16 protein-coding genes are annotated in these 21,885 nt (G+C 51.2%); 12 read left to right on the top strand and 4 right to left on the bottom strand.

The window, feature by feature from the left end; genetic code table 11:
- Positions 1 to 4 precede the first annotated feature (4 nt).
- The 4 genes from KB559_RS15600 to KB559_RS15585 all read right to left on the bottom strand — a co-directional run bounded on the left by KB559_RS15600 (position 5) and on the right by KB559_RS15585 (position 4,218).
- Entirely contained in the window at positions 5 to 835 is an 831-nt protein-coding gene (locus tag KB559_RS15600) for a MerR family transcriptional regulator (protein WP_211022864.1), read from the bottom strand.
- 1 nt (position 836) lies between these two features.
- Positions 837 to 2,255 carry an MFS transporter gene (locus tag KB559_RS15595; protein ID WP_244861475.1) on the bottom strand — a complete coding sequence of 473 codons (1,419 nt, stop codon included), beginning with the start codon at positions 2,253 to 2,255 and terminating at the stop codon, positions 837 to 839.
- A 121-nt stretch (positions 2,256 to 2,376) separates the two neighbouring features.
- The gene (locus tag KB559_RS15590; protein ID WP_247681865.1) at positions 2,377 to 3,234 is read right to left on the bottom strand and encodes a DMT family transporter; all 858 of its coding nucleotides are present in this window, start codon (positions 3,232 to 3,234) and stop codon (positions 2,377 to 2,379) included.
- Positions 3,235 to 3,264: 30 nt separating this feature from the next.
- Positions 3,265 to 4,218 (bottom strand): metallophosphoesterase family protein, encoded by a 954-nt coding sequence (locus KB559_RS15585; protein WP_211022862.1) that lies wholly within the window; start codon positions 4,216 to 4,218, stop codon positions 3,265 to 3,267.
- Positions 4,219 to 4,455: 237 nt separating this feature from the next.
- On the opposite strand from KB559_RS15585, the gene KB559_RS15580 reads away from it, so the two are divergent.
- From KB559_RS15580 to KB559_RS15525, 12 genes are all read left to right on the top strand, one after another.
- Positions 4,456 to 5,250, top strand: coding sequence for a DeoR/GlpR family DNA-binding transcription regulator (locus KB559_RS15580; protein WP_211022861.1), 795 nt, complete (start codon positions 4,456 to 4,458; stop codon positions 5,248 to 5,250).
- Complete coding sequence (locus KB559_RS15575) at positions 5,247 to 6,065, top strand: MBL fold metallo-hydrolase (RefSeq protein ID WP_211022860.1); 819 nt, start codon at positions 5,247 to 5,249, stop codon at positions 6,063 to 6,065. Before KB559_RS15580 ends, KB559_RS15575 begins: the two co-directional genes overlap by 4 nt.
- A gap of 47 nt (positions 6,066 to 6,112) precedes the next feature.
- Entirely contained in the window at positions 6,113 to 6,313 is a 201-nt protein-coding gene (locus tag KB559_RS15570; protein ID WP_211022859.1) for a metallophosphoesterase family protein, read from the top strand.
- Between the two features lie 41 nt (positions 6,314 to 6,354).
- A complete protein-coding gene (locus tag KB559_RS15565; protein ID WP_247681864.1) occupies positions 6,355 to 7,500 on the top strand; it encodes a type 2 periplasmic-binding domain-containing protein in 1,146 nt (381 codons plus the stop codon).
- 89 nt (positions 7,501 to 7,589) lie between these two features.
- Complete coding sequence (locus KB559_RS15560; protein WP_211022858.1) at positions 7,590 to 8,480, top strand: ABC transporter permease; 891 nt, start codon at positions 7,590 to 7,592, stop codon at positions 8,478 to 8,480.
- Positions 8,481 to 8,492: 12 nt separating this feature from the next.
- The gene (locus tag KB559_RS15555) at positions 8,493 to 9,383 is read left to right on the top strand and encodes a carbohydrate ABC transporter permease (protein WP_211022857.1); all 891 of its coding nucleotides are present in this window, start codon (positions 8,493 to 8,495) and stop codon (positions 9,381 to 9,383) included.
- Between the two features lie 51 nt (positions 9,384 to 9,434).
- Positions 9,435 to 10,709 (top strand): Gfo/Idh/MocA family protein, encoded by a 1,275-nt coding sequence (locus KB559_RS15550; RefSeq protein ID WP_211022856.1) that lies wholly within the window; start codon positions 9,435 to 9,437, stop codon positions 10,707 to 10,709.
- Between the two features lie 40 nt (positions 10,710 to 10,749).
- The gene (locus KB559_RS15545) at positions 10,750 to 12,507 is read left to right on the top strand and encodes a glycoside hydrolase family 35 protein (protein WP_211022855.1); all 1,758 of its coding nucleotides are present in this window, start codon (positions 10,750 to 10,752) and stop codon (positions 12,505 to 12,507) included.
- 89 nt (positions 12,508 to 12,596) lie between these two features.
- Positions 12,597 to 14,492, top strand: coding sequence for a DUF2264 domain-containing protein (locus tag KB559_RS15540; RefSeq protein ID WP_211022854.1), 1,896 nt, complete (start codon positions 12,597 to 12,599; stop codon positions 14,490 to 14,492).
- The gene (locus KB559_RS15535; protein WP_211022969.1) at positions 14,492 to 15,616 is read left to right on the top strand and encodes a glycoside hydrolase family 88 protein; all 1,125 of its coding nucleotides are present in this window, start codon (positions 14,492 to 14,494) and stop codon (positions 15,614 to 15,616) included. The genes KB559_RS15540 and KB559_RS15535 overlap by 1 nt, the downstream gene beginning before the upstream one ends.
- A 150-nt stretch (positions 15,617 to 15,766) precedes the next feature.
- A complete protein-coding gene (locus KB559_RS15530; RefSeq protein WP_211022853.1) occupies positions 15,767 to 18,379 on the top strand; it encodes a family 16 glycosylhydrolase in 2,613 nt (870 codons plus the stop codon).
- Between the two features lie 199 nt (positions 18,380 to 18,578).
- The gene (locus KB559_RS15525) at positions 18,579 to 21,878 is read left to right on the top strand and encodes a chitinase N-terminal domain-containing protein (protein WP_211022852.1); all 3,300 of its coding nucleotides are present in this window, start codon (positions 18,579 to 18,581) and stop codon (positions 21,876 to 21,878) included.
- The last annotated feature ends 7 nt before the right edge of the window (positions 21,879 to 21,885 follow it).

The following is a 21,885-nucleotide window of genomic DNA, read 5'->3' as shown; positions in this document are numbered from 1 at the left end:
CTTTCTAATCTTGTTCTTCCACTGGAATGTTGATCTCGATATAGTGCTTGTCGTACTGGTTAAAAAGATTGATTTCAAGGGAATTCCCGGCGATTTTCAGCCCTCGCTTGGAAATGAACGCCTTCATTTTCTCGTAATGGTCATCCATCTCGTCGTATCCGTCGCGGTGGATGACCAAATATTTTCTGGCGCAATATTGAGGCTCTAACTTCCGGAATATGCCTGAATCACCTTCCATCGGGAAGGTTGACAGGATCCCGTTGTTCAAGTAAGTGTGATAATTACCAGCGATCAAGTTATCCGCCGACACGATGGAGATGATATGGCAGAACGGCAGCCATTCCTGATGGCAGTTGACGTTGCGCATTTGCTGCTGCACCTTGCTTCCGAGTTTGGGGTCGCCGCTTTCCATGATCGAATCGGTAAGCAGCACCCAGTAAGAGGGCGTTTGTACAAGCTCAATCGTTTCCTCGTTCTTAAACTGATCGAACTGTTGCCCCAGCACCCTCAGCTTGTTGGATAGATGCTTCAGATAGTCGATCTGCCGGTCGATCTCCTTTTGTTTGCCGGAAATGAGCTCGCGAATGTTGATCAGACTATCGGCCGCCAGGAGGGTCGTAATCTGCTCGATTGATATGTCCATCGCTCTCAGCATGCGGATCGTGATGAGCAGGTCGAACTGCTCAAGATCATAATAGCGATACTTGTTGGTATCCCGATTGCGTGGAAGCAGCAGTCCGATCTTGTCGTAATAGCGCAGAGTGTCGACCGGGATATCAAGAATCTTGGAGGCTTCGCCGATTGTAAATTTCAGTTTCAGTGGGGGTTCATTCACATTAAGTCAAGCCTCCTCTTCTGGCCTGGTTACTGAATGCCGATATTTCTTCTTCTTTTTTCTTGTCGAAAGGATAGAATGCCATGGGGATAAGACCGAGCAGTATAGAAGCTAGCGGGATCAGGCTTGTGGCGATGCGAATGCCGAGTACAGCTGTTTCGGACTGGGATGTTGCAAGCCCGTCGTAACCGAATGCTCCGATGACGCTCATGAAGATGACGGTTTGGAGGCTGGAGAAGGCGACAGTGAAGATCGCGAACAGACCGTTGAACAAACCGGTCTTGCGTACTCCGCTCGTGCGCTCGTTCTCGTCGATGATCAGCGCTCCCACCGGCGAGACCGCGGTGCGAATGTAATTAACGGTAATAACGACCAAAACGTAGGAAGCGGCGACCGCCCATATGTTGCTCGCGAAGAAAATCCCTCCGTAGCCGAGTATAGCGGGAACGGTTCCCCAGTAGACGCTTGTTTTTGTGCCGTATTTCTTTATGATGTATCCCATCACCGGCAAGAACATGAGTGCAATGACATGCGTGCCGACGTCGATCGTCGTCGTAACGGCTCCGCCCGCATTGACTACACCGTCCATATAGTACAGGTAGGGGGTGAAATAAAACCCGATCGGGCCGGCGGTGATGATGGAATACAGAACAAACGTAATGAACTGGCGGGATTTGATGATCTCCCAAGACTGGCTCCATAGCTCATTCATCGCGAATTGCTGACCTTCCAGCGACTCGTACATCTTCGCATCGTCCTTCAGTCCCCGGAGCGCCAGGGTGAAGAACACCGTCTCCACCAGAATGACTGCAGAGAAGACGGGGATAATCACCTCGCGCTTCCCGTCTCCGACGAGAAGCAAGGTCGGGATCAAGGTGATGAGAAAGGACATCGCTTGGGAGATGTAGTTCTGAACAATCCCGACATCGATGCGTTCTTCCTTGGTGGGGGCGGCGATCAACATATAAGATTGATAGGCGATACCGTAGGCGGTTGCGGCGGTATCATAAATAAACAACTCCGCCGTATAAAGAAGGAAAATCAGCCACTGGTCCCAAGAGGGACTGGACAGCATCATGAGGAAGGAGGATATAATCATGAAAGGCACGGTTACCCTCATGATATAGACGTATTTGCCGCGATTCGGACGATGCCTCAGCTTGTCGATCCAGACGCCGATCATCGGATCGTTGATCGCATTCCAGATGTTATAGATCACGTACACCCAGGCAACATATTTTGGGCTAAGGCCAATCATATCCGTGTAATACTTGATGAACACGTTATGAATGAGAACTCCCCCGACCGACAGGATCGGCCCCGGCAGCGCGAGACGCCATTTCTCTCCCAAGGTCAGACCGGAAGTGGTAAACCGAAAAGCATTTCGAACGGAGCGAGCTGCTTTTTTCACGAATCGCACTGGCCTTCCTCCTTCTGATTCAGCAGTATTGGAACCGCTTGCAAATGAACACAAGAGGGCTGTCGATCAGCCTCCGTATTCATTGTAAACCATGGAGTAACTCCAGTTTAAAGAGGGAATTTCAGCCCCACATTCCCACCAGTAATATTCCGGAGGCAATGACCACGGAGCCTAGAATTCGCTGCGTTCCCTGCTTTTCTTTAAGCAAGAGCACCCCTAACAATGTGGCGAAGATGGTCCCGGTTTCCCGTAAAGGGCCGATATGGGCCATGGGCGCTTGCTGCATGGCGAATAGAAATAGTAAATAAGAGCCGGGGTTGAGCACGGCACCGAGGAGCATCGTCCGCCAGTTGACCTTCCACTCCGCGCGAAGCTCGCCGGAGAGCAGGACCTGCGGAGTAAGACCCGCTACGAAGCCGATATTGGTGATCTCGAGGAGGGCCAAAGGCGAGATCTGCTGCAAATTCAACTTGTCGACGAATACATAGCAGGTGATGCAAGCGCCGATTCCGAGAGCCATCAGCAGCGGCTTCATCTCTTGCATCCGGACCGATACCTTCGATTTCCGGGTTCCCATCCCTGTCAGGACAAAGAATCCGGCAAGCATAAGACCGATTCCGAGCCAGCCGGCTCCGGACAGCGATTCTTTCAGGAAAATGACTCCGACCAGCGGCACCAGCAAAGTGCTGGTACCGCGCATGATCGGATAGATTTGCGAAAGGTCGCCAAGCTCATAAGTCTTGGACAGCATCCAAGAGTATAGAGCTTGCAGGACCGCGGATAGAGCCAATAGGGCGTAAGCTTCGGGTGACAAGGATTGAAGCCCCAGTTCCTGAATCAAAGAAGGCAGGAGCAATAGGGTGGGGAGCATCATGATTGACCAAAGGAAGACGCTTTTGTTCCGGCTTTTTTTGGTGAACAGATTCCAGACGGCATGGGCCATGCCGGAAGCGAGGACAAGCATTATGGGAATTAGCATTATGTTTTCATTCCATTCGTGAAGGATTGTTTATTGACCGTTCTCCGGGTGATGGGCAGGTTGTTCCATAATAGGCGTTCCGTCCTCGAGGCGAAGCCAGGTTTCGAAGCCGGGCCGGCCTTCCGTGAGCCTGATCAAGCGGGCGCCGCGGGGAAAGCCTTCCTTGCCGTAGGTATTATGGCCGCTAGCCCGTCCGTAACAGAGCGAGATACCGTACAGATTCCCCATATAGTCGTTGATATGGTCGTGTCCGCAAAACGTTCCGATGACATCACCCATTTCCAGCAATGCCGCAAACATGCCGGAATTGAGGACAGGACTGCACACCTGCTCCTGTTTATGTCCATAGCAGATTCGGGTATCCCAAACTTCCTTGTATTCGGGAAGCGGAATATGGAAAAAGGCAAGCGCAGGCAGCTTGCTCCCGTCTTTACCGTCATTGAGGCGGTCCGATTCGGCGGCGAGCCAGTGTATTTGTTCACGTCTTATCCAGTCATACCCTCCAACATTAGGGTTGGTCGAGTAGCTGCCGGAATCGAGAAAATAAAGATTGACGGCCGAATTTCCTTCCCGGTCGGCGACCTGAAGGGCATAGTTGCTTCCCTGCAGATGGTTGGGACCCGACTCGCTCACCGTATGCCGATGCTGCAGAACAACCTGCATCAATTCTTCGCGCGTAATCCGCTGTTCCGTGTCGTGATTGCCGAAGACGAAAGCCCAGGGGATTCCGCGTTCTTCTACACTCGCGACGGCTTCGCGGAAGGCTTGCTCCGGAGACTCACACTCCGGCTCTCCGGGGGCGACCTCTCCGGTATAAATGACATCTCCTGTAAACACGGCAAGATCCGGCCGCTCCGTATCCAGTACTTGTTCCATCAGTGCCCTGGTGCGCTGATCCTCTTCTTGCCCGTCTTTCCAGTGCAGGTCCGTAAACTGAACGATGGTAAAGGTCCCATCCTCCCGAAATGCCAAGCTTCGGCTCATCTTCGTATCCCCTTTCAAGATCATGTTGAGTTGTGTTTTCGTGTTGTTTTGTGTTGTTTTAAGTGATTGTATCTCTGGCTCTTCATTCCGTCAATAGAGGTGTTGAGGACAAGCAGCGCCGGTAAAATTAATTTGGTTGACAAGAGAACTTCCAAAATATACACTGGCCTTAAATATATAAAACCACATAAAAACACACGAATAACACATTTCTTTTTAGGGCTCGGAGGGTTTGAAATGTCTTTATCTCATGAAGAACGCAGGGAGACGATCCTTGCCCAACTGGGCACGGAAGGAAAGGTTCAAGTACACGCGTTGGCCGTGTCGTTCAATGTATCTACAGAGACGATTCGCAGGGACCTGGATAGGCTCGAAAAGGAAGGGAAGCTGCGCAAAGTATACGGAGGCGCCGTGCTGGCCCGTTCCGAACAAACCGAGCCCGCTTTTATAAAGCGTTCTCGTATGCACTCCGGGGAAAAACAGATGATCGGCAAGCTCGCGGCGTCGCTGATTCATGACGGGGAGACGATTCTTCTGGATAACGGGACAACCACGATTGAAATCATGAAACAGTTGAAGGATCGTTCCGATGTTACGGTGATCACGAATTCCGTCCCGATTCTCAATTTGGCGTTAAAAGAATTTAAGGGCAAGATTATCTTTACCGGTGGAGAAGTCAATGCAAAGTTTCAGGCAGCCACGGGGCCAATGGTATATGAGTTGCTGGATCAGTTCAAAGTGAACAAGGCCTTTATTTCGGCGGGAGGGATATCGATGTCCGACGGGATCACTGATTTTCATCCGGAGGAAGCCGGGGTATCCAGAAAAATGATGCAGCGAGCGGAAGAAGCTATTTTAGTCGCAGACCATTCCAAGTTTGGCGTTACCACATTTGCGAAAATATGTTCCATCGAGGACATTTCGATGATCATTACGGACGCGTCTTGTCCGCAGGAATGGCTGGATACGCTGCAGCGCCTGGACGTGGAAGTCTTAACGGGGAAAAGTCCCAAGAGGAGGAAGAACCAATGAAGATCCATTTTCTTGGAACGGCGGCCGCGGAAGGATTCCCCAACCCTTTCTGCCGTTGTGAAACCTGCCGCAAGGCGAGATCGGCCGGAGGGAAAAATATTCGAACGAGAAGCTCCATACTAATCGACGGCGTGACCAAGGTGGATTATTCCGCGGATTCCCACATGCAGGCGCTTCGCGACCAGATCGATATGGCGGCAATCGAGCATCTTTTGTTCACGCATACGCATTATGATCATTTTCAGCCTTGGGAACTTTACAACCGGACTGAGGGATATGCGCTCGGCATTGATCATCCTTTACATATTTACGGCAATGATGCGGCCATTAACCAGAGCTTGATTACGCTGGGGCCGGCCGCAGGAGACAGATTGGCTTTTCACCTTTTGCGCCCGTTCGAGAGCATCACATTGGGCGATATGCGGGTTACTCCTTTGCTTGCAAACCATGACCCTATGGAAACTTGTCTGCTGTTCTTTATTGAAAAAGGGGGCAAGACGCTGTTTTACGGTCATGATACCGGGTGGCTGCCTGACGATACCTGGAAATGGCTTGAAGGCAAGGACATCGATATGGCGATCCTGGATTGTACGCACAGCTACACGAAGAATGACCGGAATCCAAACCATATGGGGATCGAGACCGTCCTGGAGGTTCAGCGCGTATTGCGGGAACAAAGTATACTTCAGAGCAACTCCCTTGTTTATGTAACTCATATTACGCATAATTCCGGTTTTCTGCATGAGGATTTCGAAAGCGTTTTCGAGCCACACGGTATTAAGGTAGCTTATGACAGCCTGATCGTGGACCTGTGACCCGGCGGGGATTTGGAAGAAATCTGTGGTAAAGAGGCGAATGCATCATGGAGAAAAAGCTGAAATTTCGTGAGGATGGAACGTTTGTCATTGTGCAGTTTTCGGATATGGAATTTATCGACGAAGAGGATCAGGACCCGGAGACGCCGCTGCTCGATGCTGTGACTAAGGAGACGATGGAGCGGATTATTTCGCTGGAACAGCCGGACCTTGTCGTGTTTGACGGCGATTTGACGGCAAGCAGTTAGGCATTCCTGCCTTCGAAGATCCGTTCCTTTCCACTCAGATTTTGTGGGTTCGTCAGGATTGGCTGAAGAATCTGGGATTGGATGCACCGAAGACCATGGATGAGCTTGAGAAAGTCGCTCAAGCCTTTACGCACAACGACCCGGATCAAAACGGCAAGAATGATACTTACGGAATCGCCCTGCAAAAGAACCTGTTCTTCTGGGGTTTTGATCTTAGAGGCTTCTTCAACGGATTCGGCGCCTACCCTTCTGTAGGTGACAACCAATCCGCCTGGATTAAAGGCAGCGACGACAAACTGATCCCAGGGCTCATTCAGCCGGAAGTGAAGACGGCGCTCGGGAAGCTTCAGCAATGGTATAAAGACGGAATTCTCGACAAAGAGTTTGCGCTGAAAGACGAGAATAAAGCGGTCGAGGATCTGATCGCAGGCAAAGTAGGGATTTCTTATGGTGAATGGTGGTATCCGAACTGGCCGCTGAACTCCAGCGTCGACAAGGACCCGAAAGCCGATTGGATCGCGCTCCAGCTTCCAGGGGTGGATGGACCGGCGAAATCGCTCGTTCCGAAAATCCGCAGCAACAAAATCTTCGTCGTAAACAAGAAAGCGAAGAACCCGGAAGCGGCGATCAAAATGCTGAATTTCTACATCGAAGTCGGCAAGAAGGAATACAAGGATAAGAACAAAGCGGCAGATGGCTATGTATACAATTGGTTCAACCCGAGAATTGCCAATCCGGCCGATATCGATACGATTTACACGGAAGTGAACAAGGCGCTCGAAGCAAATCAGGAAGAGATCACGATCAACGATGCTAACTATAAGACCGTTGCCGATACGTTCAAAGCGACCAAAGACTACATGGCAGGCGACACAACAAATGCAACCAAAGGAATCAACTGGGGACTGTATTATAGCCGGACTGCTAAAGACGGCGGCTGGGGCTTGACTAAACAAATCAAGGAAAGTGATCAATTCGTATATAACGAGTTCTACGGTCTGCCTACCCCAACTATCGTTGAAAAAGGCGGCCAGTTGGATAAGTTGATGCAGGAGTCCTTCACCAAGATCATCATGGGTGGTTCTCTGGATGAATTCGATAAGTTCGTAGACAGCTGGAAGGCGCTCGGCGGTAATCAAATTATCGACGAGGTCAACGAATGGTATAACACCGAGGCTACAAAATAATTGATAGAGCCTAAAAGTGGTGAGGTGAGCCGATTATTATCGGCGCACCTCCCATTTTTAAAGGAGCAAGTTGGTGAGGAGGATCATCCATGAAATCACTGAAGAAGGAATTACCGCTTCATATCATGCTAATACCGGGCGTTATCGTTACATTGATTTATGCATACGGCCCTATGGCCGGTCTCGTGATGGCTTTTCAACAATTCGAGCCGTTATCCGGTTTTTTCAAATCCGAATTTGTCGGATGGGATAACTTCAACTATGTGTTTCATCTGCCGGATTTCAAACAAGTTCTTTGGAATACGCTAGTTATCGCCATTACCAAAATGGTGTTATCTTTGCTCGTCCCTCTCATTCTGGCTTTATTGCTTAATGAAATCACCAGAAAGTGGTTTGCGGGCTTTATTCAATCGTCTATTTTTCTTCCGTTTTTCCTTTCCTGGACCGTACTCGGGGGCGTTATCATCGAATTGTTCTCGCTGAGCGGCCCGATCAACGGCTTAATCGCTTCCTTGGGGATGGAGCCTATTATGTTCATGCTTGATAACAACTGGTTCAGAGGCATTATCATCGGGTCGGACGTCTGGAAGGGCATGGGCTACAACATGATCATCATGCTTGCCGCGATTACGGGAATCAACTCCACGCTCTACGAAGCGGCTGAAGTGGACGGAGCGGGGAAATGGAAGCAAGTGCTGCATATCACGCTTCCGGGCATTTCGCCGATCGTTATTTTGCTGGCTGTACTGGGTCTGGGCGGCATTCTCAATGCGGGTTTTGAGCAAATCCTCATGATGTACAATCCGACGGTGTATGAAGGCGCGGACATTATTGATACCTTTGTCTACCGGTTAGGGATGTTCAGCCAACAATTCGGACCTGCGGCGGCCGTGGGGCTCTTTAAATCGGTTATCTCTTTGTTCATGGTATCAATAACCTATTATGCCGCTTATAAATTCAACGATTACCGCATCTTTTAAGGAGGTGGAGAAGTGTTACGGAAACAAACCTTAAGCAGAAAGTTATTTGTCGTATTCAACGCAATCTTCTTAACTTGTATTACTTTACTCGGTATCATCCCGTTTATTCACTTACTCTCCATCTCGCTTAGTTCGAATACGGCGGCCATGGCCGGGGAAGTCAAGCTGTGGCCCGTCGGATTCACCTGGGATGCGTATGCTTATTTGGGAGAGAAGGTAGAGTTCTTTCGCTCCTTGGGAGTTTCGGTTAAACGGGTAGTGCTCGGTTCACTTGTAAACATGTTCCTGGTTTTTATTACCGCGTTTCCGCTCTCCAAATCGAATGATCAGTTTAAATTCAGAACGGTGTACGTATGGATCTTTGCGATTACTATGTTCTTTGGGGGAGGCTTAATTCCTACCTATATCATTGTAAAAAATACCGGTTTGATGGATTCGATCTGGGCGCTTATTCTGCCTGGCGCATTGAATGTATGGAACATGGTCCTGATGCTGAATTTCTTCAGAAACATCCCGAAAGAACTGGACGAAGCGGCCACTATCGATGGCGCCGGCCACTGGCGGGTGCTCTGGCAAATCTATTTGCCGGTTTCCCTTCCATCCATAGCAACGATCGGCTTGTTCACCATTGTCGGACATTGGAACGCCTGGTTTGACGGAATTCTATATTTGAATTCGCCGGAGAAATATCCGCTCCAGACCTATCTCTCCACCTTGATCATGTCCTTGAATGCCCAAATGTCTTCGATGTCCGTGGAACAGCTCAAGGTGATGGAGAACCTGAGCGAGAAGACCATTCGTACGGCGCAAATCTTTATGGGTGCACTGCCGATCATGGTCGTGTATCCGTTCTTGCAGAAGTATTTTGTTAAAGGGATGACGGTTGGGAGTGTTAAAGAATAGAAACGCCGAGTTTTCCATCCAAAAAAGTCACAAACAAAGGAGCAGAGTGGGATGAAGAAAGTCACTGTCGCGTTAATTGGAGCAGGTCTGCGGGGGATTAACTATGCCGAATATGCAATTCAGCACCCCGATGAGCTTCATTTTGTAGCCGTTGCCGAGCCGAATGCGGACCGGAGAAATCAATTCAAGGCAAGACATAAACTGGCGGATGAGGCGTGCTTTACCCATTGGGATGATTTCTTTGCCTCCCCTAAAGTAGCGGATGCGGTATTCATCTGCACCCAGGACAACCAGCATTTTGAGCCGACGATGAAGGCCCTTGCGGCGGGATATCATGTTCTGCTGGAGAAACCGATGTCTCCTGACGCTAAAGAATGCGTGCTAATGGGAGAACTGGCCACTACAGCAAACCGGGTCTTTTCGATCTGCCATGTATTGAGATATACGAACTTCTTCTCCACGATCAAGGAACTCCTTGAAAATGGCGCGATTGGACAGTTAATGTCCATTCAACATAATGAGAACGTCGGATACTGGCATCAAGCGCACAGCTTTGTAAGAGGCAACTGGCGAAGAAAGGATGAATCCAGTCCGATGATTCTAGCGAAGTCTTGTCATGATCTGGACATTCTTTCCTGGCTGACCGATTCGGACTGTGTCCGGGTGTCATCCTTCGGCTCATTGTCTCATTTCAAAGCCAGCGAGGCACCGGAAGGAGCGCCGCTGCGTTGTACGGACGGATGTCCGGTGGCCGATACCTGTCTCTATTATGCCCCTGCTCAATATTTGACGGAAAATACGGATTGGCCTACATCGGCAATTAGCGATGATCCGAGCTATGAGGCTCGCCTGAAGGCGCTGCAGGAAGGGCCGTATGGAAGATGCGTCTATCACTGCGATAATGATGTCGTGGATCACCAAGTGGTAAATCTGGAATTCGCTAATTCCGTTACTATAGCATTTACGATGAGCGCATTTACGAAGGACGTTAGCCGTACCATCAAGCTGATGGGTACCCAAGGCGAAATTCGCGGTGCGATGGAGAAGAATGAGATTGAAGTGCTTCATTTTGGAAGCGGCAAGGTGGAGAGAATCTCGTTCGAGAATCCGGGAGGTCACGTCGGCCACGGCGGAGGCGATATGGGATTGATCAAGGACTTCGTCAAATTGGTTCGGGCCGACGGGAAGCTGCAGGGCCGCACATCGGCTAATCATTCCGTACAGAGTCACTTGATGGCATTTGCGGCGGAGCAGTCCAGAGTGGAAGGCAAAGTCATCGTTATGGATGATTTTGTGCAAAGCATCCTGATCAAGGAAAACGAATAATTTTTATAACCGATCGAAAAATTCACGAGGTGGAGGGCACATGGCAACTTTTCATTTCTCAGGACCCACATTTTATTACAATGATCAGCCTACGAGAATTATTTCGGGCGCGATCCATTATTTCCGAATCGTGCCGGAGTACTGGCGGGATCGTCTTTTAAAGCTGAAAGCATGCGGCTGCAACACAGTTGAAACCTATGTGGCATGGAATCTGCACGAGCCCCAAAAAGGGGAATTCTGTTTCGAAGGTATGGCGGATATTGTCCGGTTTATTGAGCTGGCGGGAGAATTGGGGCTGCATGTGATTGTGCGTCCTTCACCTTATATTTGCGCGGAATGGGAATTCGGAGGTATGCCGTCCTGGCTGCTGGCCGATCCGGGTATGCGTCTGCGCTGCTATCATCCGCCTTTCCTGGAGCATGTGGATGCCTATTATGACGTATTGCTTCCCAAACTAAAGCCGCTGCTCTGCACGAATGGCGGACCGATTATTGCCATGCAAATTGAAAATGAGTATGGAAGCTACGGCAATGACAAGCGTTATTTGAATCATTTAAAAGAAAGCATGATCTCCCGCGGAATGGATGTCCTGTTATTTACCTCGGATGGTGCCGAAGATTCGATGCTGCAAGGGGGAATGGTTCCCGGCGCCTTAGCGACCGTAAACTTCGGGTCCCGGACGAAAGAAGCTTTCGATAAGCTGCGGGAGTACCAGCCTGATGCGCCGGTCATGTGCATGGAATATTGGGATGGATGGTTCGATCACTGGAGCGATGAGCATCATACGCGTTCCGCCGGGGACGCAGCCCATGTATTGGATGAAATCCTGAGCGAAAATGGATCGGTTAATTTTTACATGTTCCATGGGGGAACGAACTTTGGCTTCTATAACGGGGCCAACGCCCACACCGTTGACGGCTATGAGCCGACGATCACCAGCTATGACTATGATGCGCCGTTGAACGAAGCGGGGGAACCGACCGAGAAATATTTTGCCATTCGTGAAGTCATCTCCAAATATGTAGAGCTCGGACCTTGCGAGCTGCCGGCTCCGATCCCTAAAAAGGCTTACGGCAGACTGGAGCTGAAAGAGCTTGCCCCGCTATCGGCTCAATTGGATGCAATCTCTAAACCGATACATTCAGCGTATCCTGAAACGATGGAGATGCTGGGACAGGATTACGGATTTATTCATTATAATACGTTCATTACGGGGCCTCGCCCGAAAGATGAATTTGTCATTCAGAATTTACGCGACCGGGCGCAGGTGTTCCTGAACGGAAAACTGGCCGCTACGCTGGATCGCAGGGATTCGGAAACGAAACTGGAGTTTGACGTACCGAGCGAAGGCTTGAACGTCAGCATCCTGGTGGAGAATATGGGCCGCATCAATTATGGTCCCTTTATGAGAGAGTACAAAGGGATTACTGAAGGAGTCCGTTTCGGGCGGCAGTTCCTGTCGGAATGGACGACATATACGCTGCCATTAACGGATTTGACGGGGTTGAAGTTCGAAGACTTTGACGCTCTCTCCGAACAATCGGAGCCCAGCTTCTACCGTGCGGCCCTGACTGTGGATGAGCCGTGCGATACGTTCCTGAGTTTTGAAGGTTGGACCAAAGGCGTCGTGTTCATCAATGGATATAATCTGGGACGCTATTGGAACCTCGGCCCGCAGAAAACGATGTATGTGCCTGGACCTTTGTTGAAGCAAGGCGATAACGAAATCATCATCTTGGAATTGCACGGAACTTCCGATGCCGCGGTTACTTTCCTGGATCAGCCTGATTTAGGATAGTCCATAGTTATTATCGAGAAGAAGCCGGATCCGGCACTGGATCCGGCTTTAATTTTAATTAGGATAGTTGCCAGGAGAGGATGAGAACGATGGAACGAGAAAATAAGGCCATTTCCGGACTGCGGTTTGACAGCAAAGCGGATCTGCAAGCGGTAGTGCACGAGACGTTGAAGCCTTTGAAACCGCATTTTACGGCCGGACGCGCGGGTCTCAAGTTGGGAAATACGGCGGCGATTCATAATGAAGCGATTGCGCTGATGGAGGCCTTTGCCCGCCCGCTTTGGGGGTTGGTTCCCCATGCTTGCGGCGGAGGCGAATCGGATTTATGGCCATTATTCCTGGAAGGCATCATCCATGGAACCGACCCGGCGCATGAGGAGTACTGGGGAGTCTTTCGTACTCAGGACCAAAGGATGGTGGAGCAGGCGATCCTGGGCCTCGGCCTGGCCTTGGCCCCTCATAAGCTCTGGGATCCGCTGAGCGAGCAGCAGAAGCAACATTTATATACATGGTTAAACCAGATTAATCTTGTGGATCATTCCAACCCGAATAACTGGCTGATGTTCACCGTGCTCGTCAACGTCGGATTTAAGAAGGCGGGTCTGCCTTTCGATCAGGCCATTATGGACGAATACCTGGAGCTTATCGATACGTACTATTTGGACGATGGCTGGTATTCGGACGGGATTACCGATCAACGGGATTATTACATTCCGTTTGCGATGCACTACTATACCTTGATTTACGCACAGTTAATGGAAGAAGACGACCCGGAACGGGCAAGGAAATACCGGGAAAGGGCAGGGGCCTTTGCCCAAAGCTTTATATACTGGTTTGCCGAAGATGGAAGCAGTCTTCCCTTTGGACGCAGCCTGACTTACCGGTTTGCGCAGGCCTCCTTTTGGTCGGCGCTCGTATTTGCCGGGGTGGAGCCCTTTTCGCTGGGCGTGATGAAGGGGATTATCATGCGGCATCTACGGTGGTGGTTTGATCAGCCCATCTTTTTGTCGGATGGATTGCTCAGCATCGGATACGCTTATCCGAACCTGCTGATGGGCGAAAGCTACAATGCTCCGGGCTCCCCGTACTGGGCCTATAAAACATTTCTGATCCTGGCCTTGCCGGAGGGGCATCCATTCTGGTCCGCGGAAGAAGAGCCGCTGCCATCTTTACAACCGGTGGTTGCCCAGCCTTATGCCCGCATGGTGCTGTGCCGCCCAGAAGGAGACGGCCATGTCACCGCTTTAGCTTCCGGGCAAATGGCCAACTTCGAAATGGCCCACAGCGCGGCGAAATACTCCAAATTCGCGTATTCTACGAGATTTGGATTCAGCGTGCCTAAGGGCTATTTCGGACTCGGCGAAGGGGCACATGATTCCACACTGGCGTTATGCGAGCGGGACGGACATTATCGGGTGCGGCGCTTTTGCGAGGAGTTCAAAATCGAAGATACCTTCGTATACTCCCGCTGGCTTCCTTGGAAGGACGTGGAGGTGCGGACATGGCTGGTACCGGCTGGTCTTTGGCATGTGCGTACCCACCGGATCGTGACTGCCCGCTTGTTGGATGCGGCGGAGGGCGGATTCGCCATCGGAAGACCTGCCGATTTCTCCATAGCGGAAGAAACGGCCGTCAACGTATCTACAGGGAATTCTTTCATCTCGCTGCCATGGGGCATCAGCGGGATCAGTGGCTTGGAAGGGTTCGCGGAAGCGGTAATTATTTTCCCGGAGGCGAATACGAATCTCCTTAAGCCGAGAACATTGATTCCGACTTTGACTGCCCAACTGGATCCGGGAGAGCATTGGCTCGTGTCTGCTGTGTTCGGAGCGGCCTATACCGAGGCGAATACGAAGCTGTTATGCTGTCCTCCGCAAGTCAAGCGGGACGCGGAAGGGCGATGGATCGTGACGAGCGCGGATGCCAAACAGGAATTTGCCCGTTTGGATGTTTTGAACTTTATCCGGCAAGGAGATGAGTGTTGATGTGGGAGCAGGCGTTAGAAGATGCGCTTCAAAAATTACAACGGAATATCGCGAACCATCCGGGGCAGCTTCCTCATATTACGGAACGCACCGGGAGTCTGAGCTACGAATGGGACGGCAACTGGGACTGGATTGAAGGCTTCTACATCGGCATGATGTGGCTGGCTTACGAGTATAAAAGAGAGCCGGTATACAGAGATGCGGCGGAGTCTTATCTGGCAAACTTTCAGGACCGGCTGGACCGGCATGTTGCCTTGGATCATCATGACATCGGGTTCTTGTATTCCTTATCCGCGGTAGCCCAGTGGCGGGTGACGGGAAGCGAGGAGGCGAAGGAGCTTGCCTTGCGGGCCGCCGATCTTCTGGTCGGACGCTTCCGGCCGCAGATTGGCATTATCCAGGCATGGGGCAAGGAAGGGGACCCGGAGAACGGAGGGCGGATGATCATCGATTGTCTGCTGAACCTTCCTCTCCTGTTTTGGGCGCACGAGCAGACGGGAAAATCCGAATATTATGACATCGCTATGAAGCATGCCTTGATGAGCCAGAAGTTTTTGATCCGCGGGGACGGATCCTCCTATCATACCTTCTACTTCAATCCGGAGAACGGGCATGCGCTTCGCGGCGAAACCCATCAGGGCTATCAAGACGGGTCCACCTGGACGCGGGGGCAGGCCTGGGGAATCTACGGTTTCGCTCTGGCCTACCGCTATACGGGGTATCCGGCTTTTTTGGAAACCTCAAAAAAGATGGCAAGGTATTTTATTAAATATCTTCCCGAAGATGCTGTTGTGTACTGGGATTTCGATGTCCCGGTCGAAGAAGGTACGCCGCGGGACAGCTCGGCTTCGGCCATCGTTGCTTGCGGTCTCTTGGAACTGCTGAAACTGACGGAGGAAGATGACCCGGAACGGGAATGGTTCGCACACGTGCTGAATCGCAGTATGAAATCGCTGGCCGGTAAATATGCCACGACGGACCTTCCGGATGCCGAAGGGCTTCTGAAGCATGGCTCCTATCATGTCCGCGGGGATCGCGCGCCGGATGACTTTATGATCTGGGGAGACTATTTCTATCTGGAAGCGCTGGTTCGGCTGGAAAAAGGGATACAAGGATATTGGTAGATGGAAAGCCCGGCCCCGACGCCACCAAGTTCCAGTAAAAGCCAAAAAAATGGGTCATAACAAAAATTATTGTACCTTTTCATAGGATTCTTTTGTTCGATAGAATGGAAGTGTCTACCATATACTCTAATTTATTGAGGGAGGGTATTTATGAAAAGGTTTAGGCAAAGGGTGCTGTGTTTGGTTTTGGCGGCGGTCTTGACGGTTAGCTTAGGTCTATTGCCGACAGCGAAGGTGCAGGCGGACGGGGAAGCGACGCAAGCAGGAACCACAATTACATCCATGACCTACTTTTCGGCAGCAGACGGGCCTGTCATCTCCAAATCAGGGGTCGGACAAGCAAGCTACGGGTTTGTAATGCCTGTTTTTAACGGGGGCTCGGCTACCTGGCAAGATGTCTCGGGCGACTTGGGTGTAAAAGTTAAGGTCAATGGCAGTTGGATCGATATCGATAGTGCCGGCGGATATATTTATAACCAAAACTGGGGGCATTGGAGTGACGGCGGTGTGAACGGCTTCTGGTTCACTCTTTCCGCTACGACGGAGATTCAGCTGTACTCAAAGGCAAACGGCGGCGTTACTCTGGAATATAATCTTGTTTTTCAAAACTTGAATAAAACGACCATCACCGCGATGACGCCGACACAAGGACCGCAGATAACCGCGGGCTTTACGGGCGGTGCAGGCTTTACTTATCCGATTTTCAACAATGATCCGGCAATCACTTATGCAGCCGTTGCGGATGATTTGAAGGTGTACGTAAAACCCGTAAACAGCAGCACGTGGATCGATATCGACAATAATGCGGCCAGCGGCTGGATCTATGACAGCAACTTCGGCCAATTCACCGACGGCGGAGGAGGCTACTGGTTTACGGTAACGGAGTCCATTAACGTAAAGTTGCAATCCAAAACTTCTTCGGCCAATGTAGTCTATACGATTACCTTTAATGAACCGGTAAGAAATTCGTACACCCTAACCCCTTATGAAGGAACGACCTACACGGCAAATGAAAGCGGCTCCATCGGATTCCCTCTGCCTAAAATAGACGGAGGCGCGGCTATAGGCTCCGAGCTGGGCAAGTTCGTATACCAGATTAATATCAACGGCCAATGGGTCGATTTGAGCAATTCCGGCCAGAGCGGATTCATCTATTCCGGGAACGGCTACAACAATATGTCGGCTGCCAACCAGTGGGGATATTGGGCCGATTATATCTATGGGCTTTGGTTCCAGCCGATCCAGGAGGACATGCAGATACGGATCGGCTATCCATTGAACGGGCAGGCCGGCGGAAATGTCGGCAGCAATTTTGTCTACTATACCTTTATAGGCAATCCGAACGCCCCTCGCCCGGACGAGACGGATCATGAAGATATTCCAATCGGAACTCCAAGCAACCCGGCCATCGAAGGCATGACGCTCGCCTGGCAGGATGAGTTTAACGGATCCCAGCTAGATACTAGTAAATGGAACTATGAGACGGGTTATTATATCAACGATGACCCCAACAGCTGGGGTTGGGGCAATGCGGAACTCGAGCATTATACCAATAGTTCTCAAAACGTATTTTTGCAGGACGGTGTTCTGAATATCAGAGCCCTGAACGATCCCAAGACGTTCCCGCAGGATCCAACGCGGGTTGCACAGTATTCCTCAGGCAAAATTAATACCAAGGATCATTTTTCCTTCCAGTACGGAAGAGTGGATTTTAGAGCCAAGCTGCCTACAGGCAACGGTGTCTGGCCGGCGCTTTGGATGCTTCCCGAAGATGCGGTTTATGGCGCCTGGGCGGCTTCCGGCGAGATTGACGTGATGGAAGCGAAAGGGCGCTTGCCCGGCACGACCAGCGGGGCGGTGCATTTTGGCGGCCAATGGCCGGTGAACAGATATATTGCGGGCGAGTATCACTTCCCTCAAGGGCAGACGTTTGCAAATGACTTCCATGTCTATACCTTGATCTGGGAAGAGGATACCTTCAAATGGTATGTGGACGGTAAGTTCTTCTTCAAGGTTACGAGAGATCAATGGTATTCCGTTGCGGCACCGAACAATCCGAACGCTCCATTTGATCAGCCTTTCTACATTATTATGAACCTGGCGATCGGCGGACATTTTGACGGCGGCCTGGCTCCGGATCCATCGGATATCCCGGCAACCATGCAGGTGGACTATGTGCGCGTGTATAATCCGGGCTCAACGGGCGGCGAGAATCCGGGAAATGTTCCCGTTACCGGCGTGACCCTGGATCAAGCATCCGCACAGATTGAAGTTGCCCAGCAGGTGCAGTTAAATGCCTCTGTTACGCCGGCCAATGCTACCAACAAGCAGGTCAACTGGACCGTTTCCAACGCCGGTATTGCTTCCGTGAATCAGCAGGGAAAGGTGACCGGGCTGGCTCCTGGCACGGCCACCGTAACGGCTACCACCGTTGACGGCAACAAAGCAGCCTCCGCTACCATCACCGTTGTGCCGAAGGCTCCCGCCGTGATCATCATCGGCGATGAGGTACGCGGACTGAAGAAAACGGGCGATAACCTGTTGTTTTACGTAAATGGCGCTACCTTTGCGGACTTGCACTACAAAATAAACAACGGCGTACAGATGAACGTAGCGATGACTCCGGCAGGGAACGGCAACTATACCTATCCCGTAAATAATCTGCAAGCCGGGGATACTGTCGAATATTTCTTTACCTATAATCCGGGACAAGGCGCATTGGATACCCCGCCGCTAACGTATATTCATGGGGTGACCCAATAAACGAAGGATCGGCGATTTTTGGATAAGGGGATTCGATCCGGATAAGATGGTTAGTTCAAACGGCGATTTGACCTCAGGGCGTCATTGAGGCAAGTCGCCGTTTTGGTTTACAAATGTTTACATAAACAGGGTCCTCCAATAATACTCCCGTGCCAGAATAAGGGTGTTGTACTACTCTTTAGCCTATGGGAGGGAAATCATGAAGAGAATCGCTGGAACCGGGGCCAAATGGCTGCGGTCGGGAATTGCGCTGTCTTTGGCGTTGTCGCTTCAATTGGGATTTGGCATGGAATCGTCGTCCGTATTTGCGGAAGGACCGAGTGATCCGGCACCGCACATTGCCGCAAAGGTAATCAATGAGAATGCAGGCAAAAAAGTGCTCTTCGACAATACGCACGGGCAGACGGCGGGGGCAGCCGATTGGGTTATTGACGGCGGGTTTTCCGATTTCGGACAAGCTCTGGCCGGGGATGGCTTTGATGTGAAGGAGCTTCGCAAGTCCACTCCGATTACTTACAGCGATTTAAGCAGTTACGAGGTATTCGTGGTAGCCGAACCGAATATTCCTTTTAAGCAAAGTGAACAGGCAGCGATGAAGCAATATGTCGAAGAAGGCGGGAGCATTTTCTTTATCGGGGATCACTACAATGCCGACCGAAACAAGAACCGCTGGGACGGCTCCGAGTCCATCAATGGCTATCGCCGGGGAGCTTGGGAGAATCCCGTGAAAGGGATGAGTACGGAGGAGAAAAACTCCGCCGCCATGCAGGGAGTCGTCAGTTCCGACTGGCTTTCCGATCATTTCGGGGTCCGGTTCCGTTATAATGCTCTGGGCGATATTACGGCCAATCACATTGTAGCGCCGGACCAGGCCTTCGGCATTACGGAAGGGGTCGCGGGAGTGGCCATGCATGCCGGTTCTACGCTGGCGATTACGGACCCGAGCAAGGCCAAAGGCATCGTTTATCTTCCAAAGACTAACGAGGCTTGGGGCAATGCGGTCGATCAGGGTGTCTTTCAAGGCGGGGGCGTGGCGGAAGGACCGTATGTGGCAGTCTCCAAAGTGGGACTCGGCAAGGCGGCCTTCATCGGCGATTCCTCTCCTGTGGAGGACGCTACTCCTAAATATTTGCGGGAGGAAACCGGAGCCAAAAAGACGACCTATGACGGCTTCAAAGAACAAGACGATGCGACGCTGCTTGTGAATCTGGTGAACTGGTTAGCGGAGCAGGAAAATTATACGAGTCTGAATCAAGTGGAGAACTTGCAGCTCGACGAGGAGACGAAGCTGCTTCCTTTCGAAGCGCCCGAAGCTTCAACCGAACCCCAGTCCGAGCCTTGGTCTGCGCCGGCAGCCGGATATAAGTGGTGGGATCAGACTACGTTCAAACCGGGCTCTTATGGGGGGCAAACGGCGAGCGCGAGTCCAACTTACAATTTCGTGCACCAGGCGACTCTGCCTAATGCCCAGGATTTTCAGATTCGCGTAGTTATCGATAACCTGCCCGCCAATTCGAGCGTATCGGGATTCAGCACCGGCATCTATTTGACCGGAGGAACCCAAGTGGCGAAGGTAAGAAAGGCGGACGGAACGTGGCCGGCCGACTATGGATACGGGGAAACCTTCACCGTGAATTCGAACAGCCAGGGACGCGCGACGAAGGATTTGACGGTCCGGATCAAGCCTGGGACAAGCGGGGCGGCTAACCTCCGTTTGAGGCAAAACGGCAATAATCTGCTTACGAAGCCGGTGACTCTGGCAAATGTGCCCGCAGAGCCGCTTCCTGACGAAGGGAATGGCGTTCCTGCCCTGATTACGATTGGCGAAGGACGGAACAAGCCGGAGGGAAGCGTGGTTACTTTGCAGGGGACGGTCACATCCGAGCCGGGAATTTTCGGCGGACAGACCTTTTATATGCAGGATGACACGGGCGGTATCTATGTATATCAAAATACCGAAGGCTTCCATCAAGGGGATGTCGTGAAGATTACCGCAACAACGGCCCTGTATAATACGGAGCTTGAATTGACGAACCCGGTATCCATTGAGAAGACCGGGACATCGGCTACGCCTGAGCCGCAGTCGGCGTCGTCCGTAAACGGCGATAATCAAGGCAGGCTGATCGAACTCCGCCAGGCTAAAATAGCGAATATCGTGACGGCAGCCCCGGCGGGTTCATTTGAATTCGATGCGATTGGCGAAGACGGGACCCGTAATCATGTTCGCGTAGACGCCAGAACCGGTATCACTTTGGCCGACTTTCCTTATCAGGAAGGGCAGGTCGTAAATTTACAAGGCGTGTCCTCCATTTTTAAGGGGATCTATCAATTGAAGGTTCGGGGACTGAGCGATATTTCGGCTTCCCCGGCCACTGCTCCGCCGGTAACGACGGCTGCCCTTTCCGAAACGCCTAACGGGAACGGTTGGTTTAACCGGAGCGTAACTGTTACTTTGACGACTTCGAATCCTCAGGGGACGGGGAAAGTTTCCACGAAATATGCAGTGAATGAGGGGCCTGAGCTGGAGTATACAGGGCCGTTCATTGTTGAGACGGAAGGAACCAACGTCATTCGTTATTACTCCGTCAGCAGCAGCGGTGCCGCTGAAACAGCGAAGTCTATCGAAGCGAAGCTGGACATGACGGCCCCGACGGTAACCTTGACTCAATCAGGAAAAAGCGTGGGGGATGTTTGGGAATCGGATATGCTAAAGTTCGAGCTTCACAGCTTGGATAGCGGTTCCGGAATAACCGTACAGAAACTGTCGATAGACGGGCAAGAGGTTGAAATCGGTCAGCCGATCAGCGCGAAGGACCTTGGCTTGGGTGGTCACACTGTACAGTATACGGTGGAAGATGCGGCGGGGAATCAATCCCGCGATCAGTTCACATTTCAGGTGAAGAAGCCGCTTGCCGCAGGAGCGCCGGGCACACCGGTTCTCTCGGACAACAATGGACATGATACCGGACTCCGGGACGGAAATTATACGATCTCCATGAATATGTGGTGGGGAAATAACGGGTCGGAGTTCAAGCTTTATGAAAATGACGTACTGATTCAAAGTATTTCACTTACAGATGCCAGCCCTTCGGCTCAATCCCTGACTGTCGATATCGCCGGAAAAACAAACGGAGTATATACCTATGTCGGCGAACTGAGCAATTCCCAAGGAGTCACGAGGTCACAGCCGCATGTCGTTGTTGTCTCGGATGCGGGTCCCGGTAAACCGGTCTTGTCACATGATAATTGGGACGGTGACGGAAACTACCTGATCTCCATGAATATGTGGTGGGGAACTAATGGCTTCGAATATCGGCTTTACGAAAATGGGGAGCAGATCGATACGCAATCTCTTTTGGAGGCTACCCCGAATGCCCAAGGGGCTGTAACGAAGATCGAAGGTAAATCGGCAGGAACTTATGTCTATTATGTGGAAATCATAAACGCTGCAGGGGTGACTAAAGGAGAAACGATTACGGTTCAGGTTACCCGGAATTAGCGTTGAT

It is taken from the genome of Paenibacillus sp. Marseille-P2973 (assembly GCF_018101095.1).
In the GTDB taxonomy this organism is placed as follows: domain Bacteria; phylum Bacillota; class Bacilli; order Paenibacillales; family Paenibacillaceae; genus Fontibacillus; species Fontibacillus vini.
The sequence above is the reverse complement of the archived record's forward strand: the minus strand, read 5'-3'. Positions and strand labels throughout refer to the sequence as shown.

What these genes read in the sequence shown, in the direction of transcription:
- KB559_RS15550 (WP_211022856.1), top strand. Translation starts at nt 9,435, where the DNA reads ATGAAGAAAGTCACTGTCGCGTTAATTGGAGCAGGTCTGCGGGGGATT.
- KB559_RS15545 (WP_211022855.1), top strand. Translation starts at nt 10,750, where the DNA reads ATGGCAACTTTTCATTTCTCAGGACCCACATTTTATTACAATGATCAG.
- KB559_RS15585 (WP_211022862.1), bottom strand. Translation starts at nt 4,218, where the DNA reads ATGAGCCGAAGCTTGGCATTTCGGGAGGATGGGACCTTTACCATCGTT.
- KB559_RS15535 (WP_211022969.1), top strand. Translation starts at nt 14,492, where the DNA reads ATGTGGGAGCAGGCGTTAGAAGATGCGCTTCAAAAATTACAACGGAAT.
- KB559_RS15530 (WP_211022853.1), top strand. Translation starts at nt 15,767, where the DNA reads ATGAAAAGGTTTAGGCAAAGGGTGCTGTGTTTGGTTTTGGCGGCGGTC.
- KB559_RS15525 (WP_211022852.1), top strand. Translation starts at nt 18,579, where the DNA reads ATGAAGAGAATCGCTGGAACCGGGGCCAAATGGCTGCGGTCGGGAATT.
- KB559_RS15580 (WP_211022861.1), top strand. Translation starts at nt 4,456, where the DNA reads ATGTCTTTATCTCATGAAGAACGCAGGGAGACGATCCTTGCCCAACTG.
- KB559_RS15590 (WP_247681865.1), bottom strand. Translation starts at nt 3,234, where the DNA reads ATGCTAATTCCCATAATGCTTGTCCTCGCTTCCGGCATGGCCCATGCC.
- KB559_RS15575 (WP_211022860.1), top strand. Translation starts at nt 5,247, where the DNA reads ATGAAGATCCATTTTCTTGGAACGGCGGCCGCGGAAGGATTCCCCAAC.
- KB559_RS15570 (WP_211022859.1), top strand. Translation starts at nt 6,113, where the DNA reads ATGGAGAAAAAGCTGAAATTTCGTGAGGATGGAACGTTTGTCATTGTG.
- KB559_RS15540 (WP_211022854.1), top strand. Translation starts at nt 12,597, where the DNA reads ATGGAACGAGAAAATAAGGCCATTTCCGGACTGCGGTTTGACAGCAAA.
- KB559_RS15560 (WP_211022858.1), top strand. Translation starts at nt 7,590, where the DNA reads ATGAAATCACTGAAGAAGGAATTACCGCTTCATATCATGCTAATACCG.